16 protein-coding genes are annotated in these 16,068 nt (G+C 67.2%); 13 read left to right on the top strand and 3 right to left on the bottom strand.

The genetic code is table 11. The annotated features are described in order from the left end of the window. Window positions 1-237: 237 nt before the first annotated feature. From glnH to ACYYG1_RS09040, 5 genes are all read left to right on the top strand, one after another. Window positions 238-984 carry a glutamine ABC transporter substrate-binding protein GlnH gene (gene glnH / locus ACYYG1_RS09060; RefSeq protein WP_461209981.1) on the top strand — a complete coding sequence of 249 codons (747 nt, stop codon included), beginning with the start codon at window positions 238-240 and terminating at the stop codon, window positions 982-984. 71 nt (window positions 985-1,055) lie between these two features. Further along, a complete protein-coding gene (locus ACYYG1_RS09055) occupies window positions 1,056-1,724 on the top strand; it encodes an amino acid ABC transporter permease (RefSeq protein ID WP_461209980.1) in 669 nt (222 codons plus the stop codon). A gap of 10 nt (window positions 1,725-1,734) precedes the next feature. Then, window positions 1,735-2,463, top strand: a complete 729-nt coding sequence (locus tag ACYYG1_RS09050) for an amino acid ABC transporter ATP-binding protein (RefSeq protein WP_461209979.1) — start codon at window positions 1,735-1,737, stop codon at window positions 2,461-2,463. A gap of 300 nt (window positions 2,464-2,763) precedes the next feature. After that, window positions 2,764-3,021, top strand: a complete 258-nt coding sequence (locus tag ACYYG1_RS09045; RefSeq protein WP_461209978.1) for a hypothetical protein — start codon at window positions 2,764-2,766, stop codon at window positions 3,019-3,021. Window positions 3,022-3,082: 61 nt separating this feature from the next. Further along, on the top strand, window positions 3,083-4,282 hold the full coding sequence (locus ACYYG1_RS09040; RefSeq protein ID WP_461209977.1) for an aminopeptidase: 1,200 nt from the start codon (window positions 3,083-3,085) through the stop codon (window positions 4,280-4,282). 19 nt (window positions 4,283-4,301) lie between these two features. Here ACYYG1_RS09040 and ACYYG1_RS09035 read toward each other — a convergent pair whose 3' ends face one another. After that, window positions 4,302-4,673, bottom strand: coding sequence for a DUF190 domain-containing protein (locus ACYYG1_RS09035; RefSeq protein WP_461209976.1), 372 nt, complete (start codon window positions 4,671-4,673; stop codon window positions 4,302-4,304). 12 nt (window positions 4,674-4,685) lie between these two features. Beyond that, a complete protein-coding gene (crcB, locus tag ACYYG1_RS09030) occupies window positions 4,686-5,063 on the bottom strand; it encodes a fluoride efflux transporter CrcB (RefSeq protein WP_461209975.1) in 378 nt (125 codons plus the stop codon). Window positions 5,064-5,135: 72 nt separating this feature from the next. Here crcB and ACYYG1_RS09025 point away from each other — a divergent pair, with 72 nt between their 5' ends. The 5 genes from ACYYG1_RS09025 (at window position 5,136) to ACYYG1_RS09005 (ending at window position 10,265) form a co-directional block, all read left to right on the top strand. Beyond that, window positions 5,136-5,714, top strand: coding sequence for a class IV adenylate cyclase (locus tag ACYYG1_RS09025; RefSeq protein WP_461209974.1), 579 nt, complete (start codon window positions 5,136-5,138; stop codon window positions 5,712-5,714). 167 nt (window positions 5,715-5,881) lie between these two features. Beyond that, the gene (gene clpS, locus ACYYG1_RS09020; RefSeq protein WP_461209973.1) at window positions 5,882-6,193 is read left to right on the top strand and encodes an ATP-dependent Clp protease adapter ClpS; all 312 of its coding nucleotides are present in this window, start codon (window positions 5,882-5,884) and stop codon (window positions 6,191-6,193) included. Next, the gene (gene clpA, locus ACYYG1_RS09015; protein WP_461209972.1) at window positions 6,194-8,491 is read left to right on the top strand and encodes an ATP-dependent Clp protease ATP-binding subunit ClpA; all 2,298 of its coding nucleotides are present in this window, start codon (window positions 6,194-6,196) and stop codon (window positions 8,489-8,491) included. Between the two features lie 72 nt (window positions 8,492-8,563). After that, window positions 8,564-9,268, top strand: coding sequence for a leucyl/phenylalanyl-tRNA--protein transferase (gene aat, locus ACYYG1_RS09010; protein WP_461209971.1), 705 nt, complete (start codon window positions 8,564-8,566; stop codon window positions 9,266-9,268). Window positions 9,269-9,398: 130 nt separating this feature from the next. Then, entirely contained in the window at window positions 9,399-10,265 is an 867-nt protein-coding gene (locus ACYYG1_RS09005; protein ID WP_461209970.1) for a hypothetical protein, read from the top strand. 227 nt (window positions 10,266-10,492) lie between these two features. Here the strand turns inward: ACYYG1_RS09005 and ACYYG1_RS09000 are convergent, their stop codons facing one another. Next, a complete protein-coding gene (locus ACYYG1_RS09000; protein ID WP_461209969.1) occupies window positions 10,493-10,876 on the bottom strand; it encodes a response regulator in 384 nt (127 codons plus the stop codon). 411 nt (window positions 10,877-11,287) lie between these two features. On the opposite strand from ACYYG1_RS09000, the gene ACYYG1_RS08995 reads away from it, so the two are divergent. The 3 genes from ACYYG1_RS08995 (at window position 11,288) to icd (ending at window position 15,811) form a co-directional block, all read left to right on the top strand. After that, window positions 11,288-13,723, top strand: coding sequence for a GGDEF domain-containing protein (locus ACYYG1_RS08995; RefSeq protein ID WP_461209968.1), 2,436 nt, complete (start codon window positions 11,288-11,290; stop codon window positions 13,721-13,723). A 119-nt stretch (window positions 13,724-13,842) separates the two neighbouring features. Then, window positions 13,843-14,553 (top strand): substrate-binding periplasmic protein, encoded by a 711-nt coding sequence (locus tag ACYYG1_RS08990; RefSeq protein WP_461209967.1) that lies wholly within the window; start codon window positions 13,843-13,845, stop codon window positions 14,551-14,553. Window positions 14,554-14,659: 106 nt separating this feature from the next. Further along, window positions 14,660-15,811, top strand: coding sequence for an NADP-dependent isocitrate dehydrogenase (gene icd, locus ACYYG1_RS08985; RefSeq protein WP_461209966.1), 1,152 nt, complete (start codon window positions 14,660-14,662; stop codon window positions 15,809-15,811). The last annotated feature ends 257 nt before the right edge of the window (window positions 15,812-16,068 follow it).

Genomic DNA, 16,068 nt, shown 5'->3' with positions numbered 1-16,068 from the left:
CGGCACGGTTTCTGTCGAGTCCTGCGAAGGGAGGGCGTGTGCCCGCTGCTCCGGATCGGGGTTTCCGTCAACACGAAAGTCCCGGGTTTTCCGATGCGGCGGTCGTGTCCAGAACATCCTTGATTTTGCCTTGCGAAAATGTAGGGTTTTGGGCATCGTCCATTGTTTTCCAGCGGAACTGCTGGGGTGTAGAGTGGAGAGTGAATTAAGACGTCGCCAATCATATGAGGAGGCATCATGAAAAGGTTCGCATTCATCCTGTTCGCCGCATTCCTGTGCGCGGCCCTGACGGTCCCCGCCTTTGCGGCCAAGCTCACCGTGGGCACCGACACCAACTTCCCGCCCTTCGAGTTCAAGGATCCGGCCAGCGGCAAGCACACCGGGTTCGACGTGGAATTGTGGGACGCCATCGCCAAGAAGATCGGCGCGGACTACGACCTGCAGCCCATGGACTTCAACGGCATCATCCCCGGCCTGCAGTCCGGCCAGCTGGACGCGGGCATCGCGGGCATCACCATCAAGCCCGAGCGCGCCAAGGTCGTGGACTTCTCCGACGGCTACTACAACGCGGGCCTGCTCGTGCTGGTGAAGAAGGACAACGCCGACATCAAGGATATGGAGTCCCTCAAGGGCAAGGTCGTGTCCACCAAGCTGGGCACCACCAGCGAGGACTACGTCAAGGCCCACGCCCAGGCCAAGGAAGTGAAGCTTTTTCCCAACAACGACGCCATGTTCATGGAGCTCATGGCCGGCGGCGCCGACGCCGTGGTCTTCGACTCCCCGGTCATCGCCGACTTCATGCGCAAGGCGGGCAAGGGCCAGGTCAAGGTGGTCGGCCCCCTGTACCAGGGCCAGTCCTACGGCATCGGCTTCCCCAAGGGCAGCGCCCTGGTGGCCAAGGTCAACGAGGCCCTCAAGGCCCTGAAGGCCGACGGCTCCTACCGCGAGCTGTACGTGAAGTGGTTCGGCACCGAGCCCAAATAGGCGCGGTTTCCTGATTCTTTCGGCCGGGGGCGGCCCTTCGCCCCCGGCGCATCCCCGATTTCGAGGCGCACATGGCTTTTCAGTTTGAACCGAGCGTGATGATGGACACCCTGCCCATGCTGGGGCGGGGCCTCAAGTGGACCATCGTCATCACCCTCGGCGGCCTGTCCCTGGGGTTCGTGCTCGGCGCGGCCGCCGGGCTCATGAAGCTGTCACGCGGCCTGTTCACCCGCAAGGTGGCCGGGGCCTACATCGAGACCATCCGGGGCACGCCCATGCTGGTGCAGGCCATGTTTTTGTATTTCGGCGTGCCCATGGCCCTGGGCATGCGCATCCCGCCCCTGGTGGCGGGCATCGTGGTCATCGCCGTGAACTCCGGGGCCTACATCGCGGAGATCGTGCGCGGGGCCGTGCAGTCCATCGACCGGGGGCAGGTGGAGGCCGGGCGCTCCATCGGCCTGAGCCGCGCCCAGACCATGGGCTACATCATCTGGCCCCAGGCTTTCCGGCGCATGATCCCGCCGCTGGGCAACCAGTTCATCATCAGCCTCAAGGACACCTCGCTTCTGGCGGTCATCGGCGTGGGCGAGCTCCTGCGCACCGGCCAGGAGATCGTGGCCGTGAATTTCCGGGCCTTCGAGGTCTACCTCACCGTGGGCCTGGTGTACCTGTGCATGACCATGGCCATCGCCTACGGCCTGCGCAGGCTGGAGAACCGTCTGGCCAGCCGATCCCGCTAGGAGTTTCGCCATGATCCATATCCAGAATCTGCACAAGAATTTCGGGGACCTGGAGGTCCTCAAGGGCGTGGACCTGCACGTGGCAGCGGGCGAGGTGGTCTGCATCATCGGGCCCTCGGGCTCGGGCAAGTCCACGGTGCTGCGCTGCATCAACCGCCTGGAGGCGCCCACATCGGGCCGCGTGGTGGTGGACGGCCACGACATCACCGACCCGGCCACGGACATCAACATGGTGCGCACCGAGGCGGGCATGGTCTTCCAGCAGTTCAACCTCTTCCCGCACATGACCGTGCTGGACAACGTGACCCTCGGGCCTGTGAAGGTGCGCAAGATTTCCCGGGCCGAGGCCGAGGACAACGGCCGCAAGCTCCTGGCCAAGGTCGGCCTGGCGGAAAAGGCCGGGGCCTACCCGGACCAGCTGTCCGGCGGCCAGAAGCAGCGCGTGGCCATCGCCCGGGCCCTGGCCCTGCAACCCAAGGTGATCCTCTTCGACGAGCCCACCAGCGCCTTGGACCCCGAACTCGTGGGCGAGGTGCTGGAGGTCATGAAGAAGCTGGCCCGCGAGGGCATGACCATGGTGGTGGTGACCCACGAGATGGGCTTCGCCAAGGAGGTCGCCGACCGGGTGCTCTTCGTGGACCAGGGCGTGATCCAGGAGCAGGGCCCGCCCCACGAGTTCTTCGGCAACCCCGCGAACCCCAGGTTGCGGGATTTTCTGGGCAAGGTCGTCGCCCACTAGCGGGTTGCCCCAAGCAGCACGTCTGCCGCGTCGCTTAGCGGCTTCGCTGCCGCGAAAACCACAACCCTTCGCGTACTGCCCGTACGCGAGGGGTTGTGGTTTTCTTGCGCTTTGCATCCGCCATTTGGAGGCAGCCTGAGCGCAAAAAATCGTTTCGGGCCTAATGTTCCCCCGGGGGCGGCCGATACGAGAGGAAGAGACGGTAAGTTGTGCCCTCTTGCCGCGCCGGTTGCGTCCCCGAGCCGGGCGTGGCATTCTGGAGCCGAGGCGGAACCGTTCAAACCCAAGCGAGTGGAGCCTATGCCTTTTTTGAGCGCCGGCGGCCCGAGCGTGGCCTCCCAGTCCACGGTGACCAACAGCGGCACCAAGATGACCAAGGCCACCCTGCGGGACAAGGTGGCCAACGGCATGGAACTGACCGTGTCCGACGCCACGGCCGCGTCCTATATGTGGTCCCGGGAGGTCGGCACCCAGTATCCCAGCATCCTGGACCTGCCGCGCCGCAGCCCCATCGCCGCGGAGCACCTTCTGGGCCTGATCCGCAACCTGCGGACGTAGCCCCCGTTTCCCGCCCCCCGCACCCCTGACCACGGCCGCTTCGCGCGGCCAGGGATTCCCCATGCTCAGTTCCACGCAGATTGAAGAATACGCCCGGATCATGCTCTGGGCCCTGGACGCATCCAGGCCCGAACCCGTGGCCCCGGGCCAGGCCGTGCTGGTGCGTTTCGACGCTCCGGGCATGGAGTTGGCCGAGGCCGTGCACCGCGCCCTGGTGGAGCGCCGCGTGAACCCCGTGGTACGCCAGAACCGCACCAGCGTCATGGAGCGCGACTTCTACCTCGCGGCCTCGCCCAAGCAGCTGGCCTTCGTGCCCCCGGGCACGCGGGAGCTGTACGAGGCCGTGGCCGGGTCCATCCACGTGCTCGCGCCCAGGGAGCTGACCCACCTGGCCGACGCCGACCCCATGGACATCGCCGCGGCCGCCCGGGCGCGCAAGCCCTTCCGGGACATCCTGGACCGGCGCGAACTGGCCGGGGAGTTCTCCTGGACCCTGTGCCTGTATCCCACCCTGGGGCTGGCGGAGAAGGCCGGGCTGGACCTGGACGAATACGCCCGCCAGGTGGCCAGGGCCTGCTATCTGGACCGGCCCGAGCCCCTGGGGGAGTGGAAGAGGACCATGCGCGAGGTGCGCGAGCTGCGGGCCTGGCTGGACGCCCTGCCCGTGCGCTCCCTGCGCGTGGAGTCCGAGCATGTGGACCTGGAGGTCACGCCCGGGGAATCCCGGCGCTGGGAGGGCCTCACGGGCCACAACATCCCCAGCTTCGAGCTCTATCTCTCCCCGGACTGGCGCGGCACGCGCGGGGTGTACTACGCGGACCAGCCGTCCTTTCGGGGCGGGAATCTGGTGCGCGGGGTGCGCCTGGAGTTCGTGGACGGACGGGTGGTGGACGCTTCGGCCGAGCAGGGCGGGGGCTTTCTCGCGGCCCAGCTGCGCACGGACGAGGGCGCTTCGCGCCTGGGCGAGTTCTCCCTCACGGACCGCCGCTTCTCGGGCATCGACCGCTTCATGGCCATGACCCTGTTCGACGAGAACTACGGCGGCGAATTCGGCAACTGCCACGTGGCCATCGGCGCGTCCTATCCCTCCACCTACGCGGGGGACGCGTCGGAGCTGGACGACGCGCGCATGCGCGAGCTGGGCTTCAACACCTCGGCCCTGCACTGGGACCTGGTGAACACCGAGCCCAAGACCGTCACCGCCCGCCTGGCCGGGGGCGAGACGCGGGTCATCTACGAGAACGGCGAATTCAGGAACTGAGGCCCCGGGCCCCGTCCGCCTAGTCCTTGGTCCCGTTGCAGTGGCGGTAGACCAGCACCTGCACCGTTTCGCGCACCACCAGGCCCTCCTTGATGATGGCGTTGATCCTGGGCAGGAAGGCGTCGATTTTGGCCGGCGAATCCACGATTTGCGTCATGATGGGCAGGTCCTCGGACAGGCGCAGGATCTTGGTGGTGTGCACCAGGCTGTTGGCCCCGAAGCCGGAGATGCCGCGCAGCACCGTGGCCCCGGCCAGGCCGTTCTTCCTGGCGTCCTCCACGATGACCTCGTGCACGGGCCGGCCCTCGAACAGGTCTTGCTCGCCGCTGTAGATGGTCAGCCGTTCGGCTTCCTGGGGATTCTTGATCTGGCAGCTATCGGCGATGGACATGGGAAACTCCTTTTAGGATGCGTATCGGGCCAGCGCCAGGCCCGCGAACACCAGGACCAGGCCCGCGACGTTCTGACCCACCATGTTCAGGAGGGCGTAGGCCCATTGTCCGGCCCGCAAGAGGCCCGCGCTTTCGAAGGCGTATGTGGAGAAGGTGGTGAAGGCGCCCATGAAGCCCGTGAGCACCAGCAGCCGCGCCTGGGGCCCCAGGACGGCGCGGTTCTCGGCCAGGCCCCAGATGAACCCGAAGAGCAGGCAGCCCAGGGCGTTGACCGTGAAGGTGCCGAAGGGGAAGGAGCTGCCGGCCAGGCGCTGGGCCCAGCCCGCCACGAGATAACGGGCCAGGGCTCCGCAGCCCCCGCCCAGGACGACGAAGAGAAGCTTCTGCAAAACACGTTTCCTTTGGCGTCGTTGCGGTCCGGGGCGCGAGGGTCTATCCTGCCGGGGACAGGAGGTGCGGCCATGCCCATGGAGACGGAACTCAAATACCTTGATGCGGACCTGGACGCCGTGCGCAGCAGCCTACATGCTTTGGGTGCGGATTTCCAGGCCCGCCGCTTCGAGACCAACGAGGTCTTCGACGACGCGAAGAAAAGCCTTTCCGGGCGTGGGGTTCTGGTGCGCCTGCGCAGCGACGGCCGCAATATCCTGACCCTCAAGCAGCCCCCGGACGAGCCCGTCCCCCAGGGGGTCAAGGCCATGCTGGAGGAGGAGACGCAGGTGGACGACCCCTGGGCCGTGCGCGCGCTGTTCACCGCCCTGGGCCTCAGGCGGGCCTTCAGCTACGAGAAGCTGCGCGAGGAGTGGGAGTACGGGGGCTGCCACATCTGCCTGGACCACCTGCCCTTCGGGGACTTCGTGGAGATCGAGGGCGAGCCCGAAGCCCTGCGGGCCGCGGCCCGGGATCTGGGCCTGGACGCCCTGGAAACTTCCACGGCCAACTACCACCAGCTGAACAGGGAGCACCGGGCCCGCCTGGGCCTGCCCCACGAGGACGGCTTCGCCTTCGATCCGGACGAGGCCGAACGCCTGCGCGCGTGAGAGCGCAACCGGTCCGCATCTGGACAAATTCCGCGCCGGTCTTAGCATAAGAGCGTGTCGGGGCCGTTTTCACTTTACCTGCCCGGGCGATTTACGTATCGTGAACATACTGGCGGAACCCTTTCCCCGCCTAGGCGGAGAAAGGTTCCGGGAACAAGGAGGAACCAGTGGCGGATCCTTTCGCGCGGCCCGGGGAGCCCGGCGTCTACATAGAGGACGAGGTCCGCGAGCCGCGCAAGTACAAGGTGCTGCTGCACAACGACGACTACACCACCATGGAGTTCGTCGTGAAGGTTCTCAAGACCGTGTTTTCCAAGACGGAAGCCGAGGCCATGGACGTCATGCTCAAGGTCCACAACGAGGGTGTCGGCGTCTGCGGAATCTACACGGCTGAGGTGGCGGAGACCAAGGTCGCCCTGGTGCGGCAGATGGCCGGCCGCGAAGGGTTTCCCCTCAAGTGCACCATGGAAGAGGTATAGATGCTCTCGAAGCGCCTGGAAAACGTGCTCGGTTCGGCTGTCAAGGAAGTCAAGCGACGCAACCATGAATACCTGACCCTGGAGCACCTGCTGTACGCCCTGCTGCTTGAGGAGGCGGGCCGCGACATCATGGTCAACTGTGGTGTCAACGTCATCCGGCTCAAGCATCAGTTGGAGCGGTTCTTCATCGACCACATGGAGATCCTGCCCGACGACTCCTCCACGGAGGTGGTGCAGACCCTGGGAGTGCAGCGCGTGTTGCAGCGCGCCATCCTCCAGATCCAGAGCGCGGGCCGCGACGAGGTCCGCGTGGGCGACGTGCTGGCCGCCCTGTTCGAGGAGGAGGACTCCTACGCGGTGTACTTCCTGCGTTCCCACGGGGTCACGCGCCTGGACGTCCTGGACTACATTTCCCACGGCGGCGGCAAGGAGCCCCGCTCCGGATGGGACGCCCCGGGCCTGCCCGGCAAGCCCGCGTCCGCGCCCGAGGCCGAGCGCCCCGGCGTGGAGGGCGGCGGCATGCTGGAGCAGTTCACCACGGACCTCACCGAGCGCGCGCGGGAGGGCGGCATCGACCCCCTCATCGGCCGCGGCCACGAGATCGGCCGCGCCGTGCAGGTGCTCTCGCGCCGACGCAAGAACAATCCCCTGTTCGTGGGCGACCCCGGCGTGGGCAAGACCGCCCTGGCCGAGGGCCTGGCCCTGCGAATCGTGGAGGGCAAGGTCCCCGAGGACTTCCGCCAGGCCCGCATCTTCGCCCTGGACATGGGCGCCATGCTGGCCGGGACCAAGTACCGGGGCGACTTCGAGGCCCGCATGAAGGGCGTCATCAAGGAACTGGTGGCCATTCCCGGGGCCATCCTCTTCGCCGACGAGATCCACACCATCGTGGGCGCGGGAGCCACCACCGGCGGCACCATGGACGCCTCCAACATCCTGAAGCCCGTGCTCCAGTCCGGAGAGATGCGCTGCATCGGCTCCACCACCTACGAGGAGTACAAGAACCATTTCGAGAAGGACCGCGCCCTGTCGCGCCGGTTCCAGAAGATAGACGTGCCCGAGCCCTCGGTGGACGAGACCTTCGAAATCCTCAAGGGCCTGGCCCCGTACTATGAGAAGCACCACGGCGTGCACTACACCTCCGGGGCCCTGCGCTCGGCGGCCGAGCTGTCGTCCCGCCACCTGGCGGACCGCTTCCTGCCGGACAAGGCCATCGACGTCATCGACGAGGCGGGCGCGGCCTACAAGCTGCAACCCCGCCGCCGCAAGGCCGACGACATCCGGCCCACGGACATCGAGAAGGTCATCGCGCGCATGGCGCGCATCCCCGTGGACCGTATCACCACCACGGACCGCGAGCGCCTGCGCGAACTGGGCGAAACCCTCAGGGAGCAGGTCTTCGGCCAGGACGAGGCCGTGGGCATCGTGGCCCAGTCCATCAAGCGCGCCCGCGCCGGGCTCCGGCAGCAGGGCAAGCCCACGGGCAGCTTCCTGTTCGTTGGCCCCACGGGCGTGGGCAAGACCGAGCTGGCCCGCCAGCTGGCCCAGTGCCTGGGCGTGAACTTCGTGCGCTTCGACATGAGCGAATACATGGAGAAGCACGCGGTCTCGCGGCTCATCGGCGCGCCTCCGGGCTACGTGGGCTTCGACCAGGGGGGCCTGCTCACCGACGCCATCCGCAAGAATCCGTACACCGTCCTGCTCATGGACGAGATCGAGAAGGCGCACCCCGACGTCTTCAACATCCTCTTGCAGGTCATGGACTACGCGACGCTTACGGACAACAACGGCCGCAAGGCCGACTTCTCCCACGTGATCCTGCTCATGACCTCCAACGTGGGGGCCTGGGAGGCCAGCGGCAAGGCCTCCATGGGCTTCGCGGGCTCCAAGTACGAGGACCGCTCGGACAAGTGCCTGCAGGCCGTGGAAAAGGTCTTCAGCCCCGAGTTCCGCAACCGCCTGGACGGGGTGGTCTCCTTCTCCAACCTGACCCCCGACGTCATGGGCCGCATCGTGGACAAGTTCATGGACGACCTCAACGCGCGCATGGCCGAGAACCGCGTGTCCGTGCGCCTCACGCCCGGCGCGCGGGCCTGGCTGGCCGAAGAGGGCTACGACAACGCCTTTGGCGCGCGGCCCCTGGCGCGGCTGATCCGCAAGGAGATCGAGGACCCCCTGGCCGACGAGCTGTTGTTCGGGTCCCTGGTCTCGGGCGGCGAGGTTGTGGTGGAGGCCCCGCGCGGCAAGAAGGGCGGCAAGAAGGGCGGCAAGCCCCGGTTCAGGCTGCCCGGCCAATAGGCGGGCGGGTTTTTCAAAAACCAGCGGCGCGGGCGGCCAGCCGTCCGCGCCGCTTTCGTTGCGGACCTTTTGATGCCCCTGGAATACATTCCCCCGGGTTCCCTGTGGTTCCCCGACCCCGAGCGGGGCGGGCGCGACGGGCTCTTGGCCTTTGGCGGGGACCTGGCCGTGCGCACCCTGGTGCTGGCCTATTCCAAGGGCCTGTTCCCCTGGTACGGCCCGGGAGACCCCATCCTCTGGTGGTCGCCGGACCCTCGCCTGGTGCTTGCGCCCGACGAGCTGCACGTGCCCCGGTCCCTCAGGCGGGTGGTCAATTCAGAGCGCTACGAGATCACGCTGGATACGGCTTTCCCGGACGTGATCCGGGGTTGCGCCACGGCTCCGGGGCGCGGGATCGAGGGCACCTGGCTGCTGCCGGAGATGATCGCGGCCTACGAGGCCCTGCACCGCGCCGGGTTCGCCCACAGCGTGGAGGCCCGCCTGGACGGCGAACTGGTGGGGGGGCTGTACGGCGTGGCCGTGGGCCGGGCCTTTTTCGGGGAGTCCATGTTCTTCCGCGCGCCCGACGCCTCCAAGGTGGCCTTCGTCTGGCTGGCGCGGCTGCTCGGGGACTGGGGCTACGGCATGATCGACTGCCAGCAGACCACCGGGCACCTGTTGCGCTTCGGCGCGCGCGAGGTCCCGCGTTCGGAGTTCCTGGAGCGCCTGGCCGTGTTGCGCGGCGTGTTTCCGGACGCCGGGTCCTGGACAGTGCCCGAGCGTTTTAAACCTCTTTGAGGGTTTCCCACGATCGCCCCGGTGTGGTACAGGGCCGGTTCCCGGCCGCGCCGGGGAACGGCCGTTGCCTAGTGTTCTTTCTTATATTTTTAATAATTCGAACCAGTTCATGAATCGGGAGAAAACGCCAATGCGCGGTATTTGCATCTGTCTTGTTCTGGCCCTGGGGCTGATGTCGGCTGCCCCGGCCTTGGCCGCCGACGCGGGCCCGGCCGTCCGGCTGGAGGCCCGCGCGGGCGTCGCCGCCCCGGCGGACTTCGACGACCGCGACGGCGGGGTCTCGGTGGCGCGCGCCGGGGTTTCCGCTTTCGTGGACCGCTTTCGCCTGGACTACGACCTGCGTACCTACCATTGGGACGACGGTGGCGAGCTGCCCCTGGGCGGCGGCTCGGACGAGCCCTGGGACAGCCTGCATTCCCTGGCCCTGTCCGCGCAGGGCGGCGGCCACCTGGGGGGCGCGTGGGGCTGGTTCTGGACCGCCCGGGGCGGCGCGGCCTGGGAGGAGGAGATGGACGACGCCTTCAGCGCGGCCGCCGGAGGCGGCGTGAGCTACGCCCTGGGCCGGGACCTGAGCCTGCGCGCCGGGGGCGTGCTCGCCCTGGGCCCCCTGGGCTGGAAGGCGCTGCCCTTGGCGTCCCTGGCCTGGCGCGAGGGCGCGGAGCAGGGCTTTTCCGCAGGCCTCGGCCTGCCCGGCAGCCACGTGACCTATCGCTTCGATTCGGCCTGGGCCCTGCGCCTGTCCGGGACCATGGAGGACGGGGTCTGGCGGCTGGCAGACGACAGCGCCGTGGAGCGCAAGGGCTACCTCCGGGAGTCGGGCATCCGCGCCGGGCTCTACGCCCTGTGGTCGCCCCTGGAGAACCTGGACCTGCGCTTCGGCCCGGAATGGACCTTCGCCCGCTCCATGAGCGTGTACAACGACGACGGGGAAAAGCGGAGTTCCTACGGCCTGGGCTCCGCCCTGGGCGCGTCCGCAACCCTGGGCTACCGCTTCTAACCCCGGCCCGCAGCAATCAAAAAGGCCCCCCGCCGAGAGGCGGGGGGCCTTTCATTTTAAGGGAAAGGGCGGTTGGCTAAGTTTCACAAGGTTGCCGTGCGCAGGCCGCTCAAAAATAGTGAGATGCAAGGCGCAAGAAAAAATCAAGACCGAAGCGTACTCCCCGTACGCGAGGTTTTGATTTTTTCGCAGCAACGCAGCAGATCGCTGTTTTTCAGCGGCCTGCGTCAGCGGTTGGTGAGGCGGGCGATGGCCGTGAGCACCACGTTCATGTCCGCCAGGGGCTTGATGAACACGTCGTCGTAGGTGACGCCCACCTCCCGAAGCTCTTGGGGCAGCTTGTAGTTGGTGGATCCGGTGTGGACGATGAACTTGGTGTCCGGGCTGACCTTGTGGGCGCGGACGATGAATTCGCTGCCCGCCATGCCCGGAAGGCGCATGTCGATGATGCCCACCTGAACGGAGTTTTCGGCCAGGATGCTCAAGGCCTTTTCCCCGTTGCTGGCCGTCAGGGGCGTGAGCCCCTCGTCCTCAAGGAACGCCTCCAGGTTTTCTCGAACCATCTGTTCGTCGTCCAGAACGAGAATGGTGATTCCGGTCAAATCCGTCATGGCCGTCTCGGTCCGTTTGAGTTTCCATTGCCGCCGCTGATACGCCTGGGGGCCCGTCGGCACTGCCCTGACTTGCGGTCGGTTGCAGTTTCTTTGGTCGGACTGACCCTTGTATACCAAAAAGTATCGTCACAGTGAACAGAAAAACAATTTGGTTCGGCTGCATTCGGAAACGGGATGGCCCGGACGGGGCGGGCAGGGGGACGATCCTCCCGCAGCCCGTGCTTTGCGGGGCTTTATCCGTTTCGCCGCGTTTCGGATCGACATGAAATAGTCACCGGATTTCCATGCGCGCGACCATTCGCCCGGCCGGGATTGGGCTAACGCATCGGCATGAAGGTCGGCGGGCGCTGCGGCGCAGGGCGTTTTTCGCGCCTCCCGCCGCCGAAAGAACCATCAGGAGATTGTGACATGTTGGAGGCCGTGAGGGGATTCGGCTCCGGGCTATTCGCCAGGGACCAGGCTGGACAGGCGCAGGAGGACGGGAACAAGGGCTCGCAGCTGTCGTTCATGCGACCGGGAGGCCGGGAGCGCATCGAGGCCTTCCTGGACACCGGAAGCGTCATGGCGCTGTTCTACGTGGAGGTGGAGAACTTCCAGGTCTTCAACGACATCTACGGCAGCCTGGCCGGGAACCGCATCCTGGCCGCCGTGGACGAGGAGCTGAAGAACCTGCGGGTGGAGCTCCTGGGCGGCTGCCGCATTCATTTCCTGGAACGCCTGGAGCCCGGGCGCTTCCTGCTGTTGTGCGGGGACGCGGGCTGGGAGCAGAAGCAGCTGGGCGACCTGGTGCTCAGCCTGCGCCTGAAGCTCAAGAGCCGCGTCAAGCAGGAGGCCCTGAACCTGAGCGGCCAGGGCCTGAACGTCCTGGCCGGGTACGGGGCCTTCAGGCGGGTGGAGACCAGCCTGGAGGACACGGTGTACGCCGCCCTGTCCGACGCCAGGCGCGTGGCCGCCGGGCTTCTGGACGTGAGCAAGCTCGCCCTGCTGCGGGAATTTCGCGAGATCGTGGGCGGCGAGGCCCTGCAGCCCGTGTTCCAGCCCATCGTCAGCCTGGACAACGGCGGCATCAAGGCCTGGGAGGCCCTGACGCGCGGCCCCGTGGACTCGCATTTCCATTCCCCGGCCGTGCTCTTCGACTTCGCCGAGGAGGTGGACCAGGTCTTCGCCCTGGAGCGCTGCTGCCGCGAAGGGGCCATCACCCGCCTGGGCACCCTGGGCCAGGACCAGTGCCTGTTCCTCAACGTGCACCCCAGGACCCTGGTGGACCCGGATTTCAGCTCCGGGGAGACCGCCGCGCTTCTGGGGCAGGTGGGCCTCACGCCCCAGGACGTGGTCCTGGAGATCACCGAGCGCCACAGCGTGCGCGATTTCGAGCTCTTCCACCGCACCCTGGACCACTACCGCAGCCAGGGCTTCAAGGTGGCGGTGGACGACGTGGGCACGGGCTATTCCGGGCTCTGGACCATCGCCAACATCCGCCCGGACTACCTGAAGGTGGACATGTCCCTGGTGCGCGGCATCAACCACGACCCGGTGAAGCGCGCGCTGCTCGAAACCCTGGTCACCTTCTCGGACAACATCGGCTGCAGCCTCATCGCCGAGGGCATCGAGAGCGAGGGCGAGCTCATCAGCCTGATGCGCATGGGCGTGCACTACGGCCAGGGCTTTTTCCTGTCCCGGCCCGGGAACCCCAAGCCTGGCCTGTCCCCGGAGGTGCAGCGGCTGTTCTCGCGCTCGGGCAGGCCCGTGCGCGGGGACCGGGGCATCGTCTCGCCCCTCAAGGAGCTGCTTGACGACGTGCCCCACGTCTCGCCCGAATGCACCGTGGCCGAGGTCAAGGAGCTGCTCAGGGGCGCCGGGCCCATGGGCTCCGCCGTGGTGGTGGACAACAACCGGCCCATGGGTCTGGTCATGCGCCACCACCTGGACCGGGCCCTGTCCTCCCAGTACGGGGTGGCCCTGTACCTGAACCGGCCCGTGAGCCTGATCATGGATCCCTCGCCCCTGTACGCCGAGAGCACCCTGCCCGTGGAGAACGTGGCCCGCGAGGCCATGAAGCGGCCCAAGGACAAGGTCTTCGACCACATCGTGGTCACGGAGCGGGGGCTGCTCTCCGGGGTGGCCTCGGTGCAGGGCATCATGGGCGTCATCGCCACGGCCCAGGTGGAGATGGCCAAGGGCGCCAACCCCCTCACCGGACTGCCGGGCAACGTGGTCATCGAGCTGGATCTGGAGCGCCGCTGCAACACGGGCGACGCCTTCGCCATCATCTATGCCGACCTGGACAACTTCAAGGTCTACAACGACACCTACGGCTTCAAGAACGGCGACCAGATCATCAAGCTCATCGCCACGGTCATGCAGTGGGCCGTGCGCCGCCACGGCGACTCCAGCAAGGATTTTCTGGGCCACATCGGGGGCGACGACTTCGTGGCCATGTGCAGCCCGGAGCGCGCCGAGCGCATCTGCCAGGGCGTGATCCGCTGCTTCAAGCGCCTGGTGCGCGGGTTGTACACCCCGGCGGACCGGGAGCGGGGCTGGATCGAGGCCAGGGGCCGCGACGGCAAGGTCCAGCAGTTCCCCCTGGTGTCCGTGTCCCTGGCCGTGGTGGATTGCCGGGGCCTGTGCGACCTCTCCCTCCTGGGGCACCGCGCCGCGGAGATGAAGAAGTACGCCAAGGGCATCCAGGGCAACTCCTTCGTGCGCGACCGCCGGGGCGTCATCGGCCATGTGCCGGGCGAGGACGGCGGGGAGGAATCGGAAGGAGAGGGGAGGGAGGACATGTCCGCGTCCCCGCCCTGCCTGTGCGTTCCGCCCGCGCCCGGAGTGGAGAGCGTCGCCTAGGCCCGTCCGCCGGGGGCTTGCCCCGGCTCCCGCCTGGACACGTTCGCCGTGATCCGGTAGATAACCCTATTATGCGAAAGTCTGTTCGGAAGGCCTGGCCGCGCCTTGTCTGCGGCGTTTTGCTGGCCGCGCTCGCCCTGGGCGCGCCGCCGCCGTCGGCCGCCGCCGAGGCGCAGCGGGTCTACACGGTGAGCTACGACCCGGGCGCGCGCATCCACGTGCTGGTGCGCGACCGGCTCATGGCCGTGTACGGCCGGGTCGGGCTGAACGTCAGCTTCCTGCCCATGCCCCACAAGCGCTCCCTGCACTGCGCGAACGCCGGCCAGGTGGACGGCGAGGCCGGGCGGGTCTCGAACATCTGCAAGGCCTATCCCGACCTGCGCCGCGTGGACGTGCCCGTGGCCCGTATGGTGGGCGTGGCCTACGTGCTGCGCGGCAGCGGCATCGGCGGCTATGCCGACCACCTCCTGGACTCCGCGCGGGTGGGCTGCGTGCAGGGGGTGCTCTGGACCGAGAAGCTGCTGGCCGGGCGGCCCGCCACCCTGGTCAAGGATTACGAGGGCCTGTTCGATCTCCTGCTGCGCGGCCGCGTGGACATGGTCCTGGGCTCCCGCTACAGCTCGCGGTCCGTTCTCTCCAGGCTGGAGCAGGGGGCCGGGGACGTGCGGGAGCTGCGGCCCGTGATCAACGACACCTATCTCTACCATTACGTGCACAAGAAGAACGCGGCCCTGATCCCGCTGCTGGAGCGGACCTTGCGCCAGCTCTGGAGGGAAGGGCGCTGGGACGACCAGGACGCCAAAGTGCCCGTGGATTCCCTCCAGCCTTAGAGCCCGCCCGCGCCATTCATCCCCGCCGCCCCGTCATGGACAAACGCGTTGCATTGCTCTATGCCTTGCGGTCACGTGTGCTGGAAAATCGATTTTTGGAGGCATAATGAGCAAGACCGTCTACTACATCGAGGGCGACGGCATCGGACCGGAAGTCTGGGCCGCAGCCAAGCCCGTGCTGGACGCCGCCGTGGCCAAGGCCTGCGGCCCGGGCGAGGCCATCGACTGGGTGGAGCTGCTGGCCGGGGAGAAGGCCTTTGCCGAGACCGGCGAATATCTGCCCCAGGCCACCCTGGACGCCCTGTCCGGGGCCGAGCTGGCCATCAAGGGCCCCCTGACCACCCCCGTGGGCAAGGGCTTCCGCAGCCTGAACGTGACCCTGCGCCAGACCCTGGACCTCTACGCCTGCATCCGGCCCATCCGCTACTACGAGGGCGTCCAGTCCCCGGTGAAGCGGCCCCAGGACGTGGACATGATCGTGTTCCGCGAGAACACTGAGGACGTGTACGCGGGCATCGAATACGCCTCCGCCACCCCCGAGGCCCAGCGGCTCATCGCCTTTTTGCGCGACGAGATGGGCGCCAACGTGGACCCGTCCGCCGGGGTGGGCATCAAGCCCATGACCGCCCGCTGCTCCAAGCGCCTGGTGCGCAAGGCCCTGGCCTACGCCGTGGCCCAGGGCAAGCCCAGCGTGACCATGTCCCACAAGGGCAACATCATGAAGTTCACCGAGGGAGCGTTCCGCGCCTGGGGCTACGAGGTTGCCGCCGAGGAGTTCGCGGACACGGTGATGACCGAGGAGGAGGCCGCCAAGGGCGGCGCCAAGCCCGTGGTCATCAAGGACCGCATCGCCGACGCCATGTTCCAGAACGTGCTCATGTACCCCAAGGATTACAGCGTCATCGCCACCACCAACCTGAACGGCGACTACCTGTCCGACGCCCTGGCCGCGCAGGTGGGCGGGCTGGGCCTGGCCCCGGGCATGAACATGTCCGACGGCCTGGGCTTCTTCGAGGCCACCCACGGCACCGCCCCGACCATCGCGGGCCAGGACAAGGCCAACCCCGGCAGCGTGACCCTGTCCGGCGCGCTCCTGTTGGAGCACGCGGGCCTGGGCGAGGCCGCCAAACTGGTGCACGCGGCCGTGGACAAGGCCGTGGCCGGACGCCGCGTGACCATCGACCTGGCCTCCCAGATCGAGGGCGCCGAAGTGGTTGGCTGCAAGGAGTTCGGGGAGATCATCCTTTCGAACCTCTAACGGCCGTTGAAAAACAGCGATCTGCGGCGTCGCTACGCTGCTGCGGAAAATCCAAACCCTCGCGTACGGGGAGTACGCGTCGGCCTTGAATTTCCCTTGCGCCTTGCATCTCACTATTTTTGAACGGCCTGCACCCAAGCTGGAGCGGCTTTCAGAAAACTCTGTAAGGCCTTCCTTCCCTGCCTTTCGAGCCCCCGCGCGGAATCCGCGCGGGGGCTTTTTCGTGACGTTTTTAGTCAAGGGTTACGGTCCTGTGG

Source organism: Desulfocurvus sp. DL1XJH-121, assembly GCF_054819825.1.
This window is presented reverse-complemented; position numbering and strand designations above follow the sequence as displayed.

Coding starts and splice junctions, on each gene's coding strand:
- ACYYG1_RS09055 (WP_461209980.1), top strand. CDS start 1,056: ATGGCTTTTCAGTTTGAACCGAGCGTGATGATGGACACCCTGCCCATG.
- icd (WP_461209966.1), top strand. CDS start 14,660: ATGAGCAAGACCGTCTACTACATCGAGGGCGACGGCATCGGACCGGAA.
- aat (WP_461209971.1), top strand. CDS start 8,564: ATGCCCCTGGAATACATTCCCCCGGGTTCCCTGTGGTTCCCCGACCCC.
- ACYYG1_RS09025 (WP_461209974.1), top strand. CDS start 5,136: ATGCCCATGGAGACGGAACTCAAATACCTTGATGCGGACCTGGACGCC.
- ACYYG1_RS09005 (WP_461209970.1), top strand. CDS start 9,399: ATGCGCGGTATTTGCATCTGTCTTGTTCTGGCCCTGGGGCTGATGTCG.
- glnH (WP_461209981.1), top strand. CDS start 238: ATGAAAAGGTTCGCATTCATCCTGTTCGCCGCATTCCTGTGCGCGGCC.
- ACYYG1_RS09050 (WP_461209979.1), top strand. CDS start 1,735: ATGATCCATATCCAGAATCTGCACAAGAATTTCGGGGACCTGGAGGTC.
- ACYYG1_RS09035 (WP_461209976.1), bottom strand. CDS start 4,673: ATGTCCATCGCCGATAGCTGCCAGATCAAGAATCCCCAGGAAGCCGAA.
- clpA (WP_461209972.1), top strand. CDS start 6,194: ATGCTCTCGAAGCGCCTGGAAAACGTGCTCGGTTCGGCTGTCAAGGAA.
- ACYYG1_RS09000 (WP_461209969.1), bottom strand. CDS start 10,876: ATGACGGATTTGACCGGAATCACCATTCTCGTTCTGGACGACGAACAG.
- ACYYG1_RS09045 (WP_461209978.1), top strand. CDS start 2,764: ATGCCTTTTTTGAGCGCCGGCGGCCCGAGCGTGGCCTCCCAGTCCACG.
- ACYYG1_RS08995 (WP_461209968.1), top strand. CDS start 11,288: ATGTTGGAGGCCGTGAGGGGATTCGGCTCCGGGCTATTCGCCAGGGAC.
- ACYYG1_RS09040 (WP_461209977.1), top strand. CDS start 3,083: ATGCTCAGTTCCACGCAGATTGAAGAATACGCCCGGATCATGCTCTGG.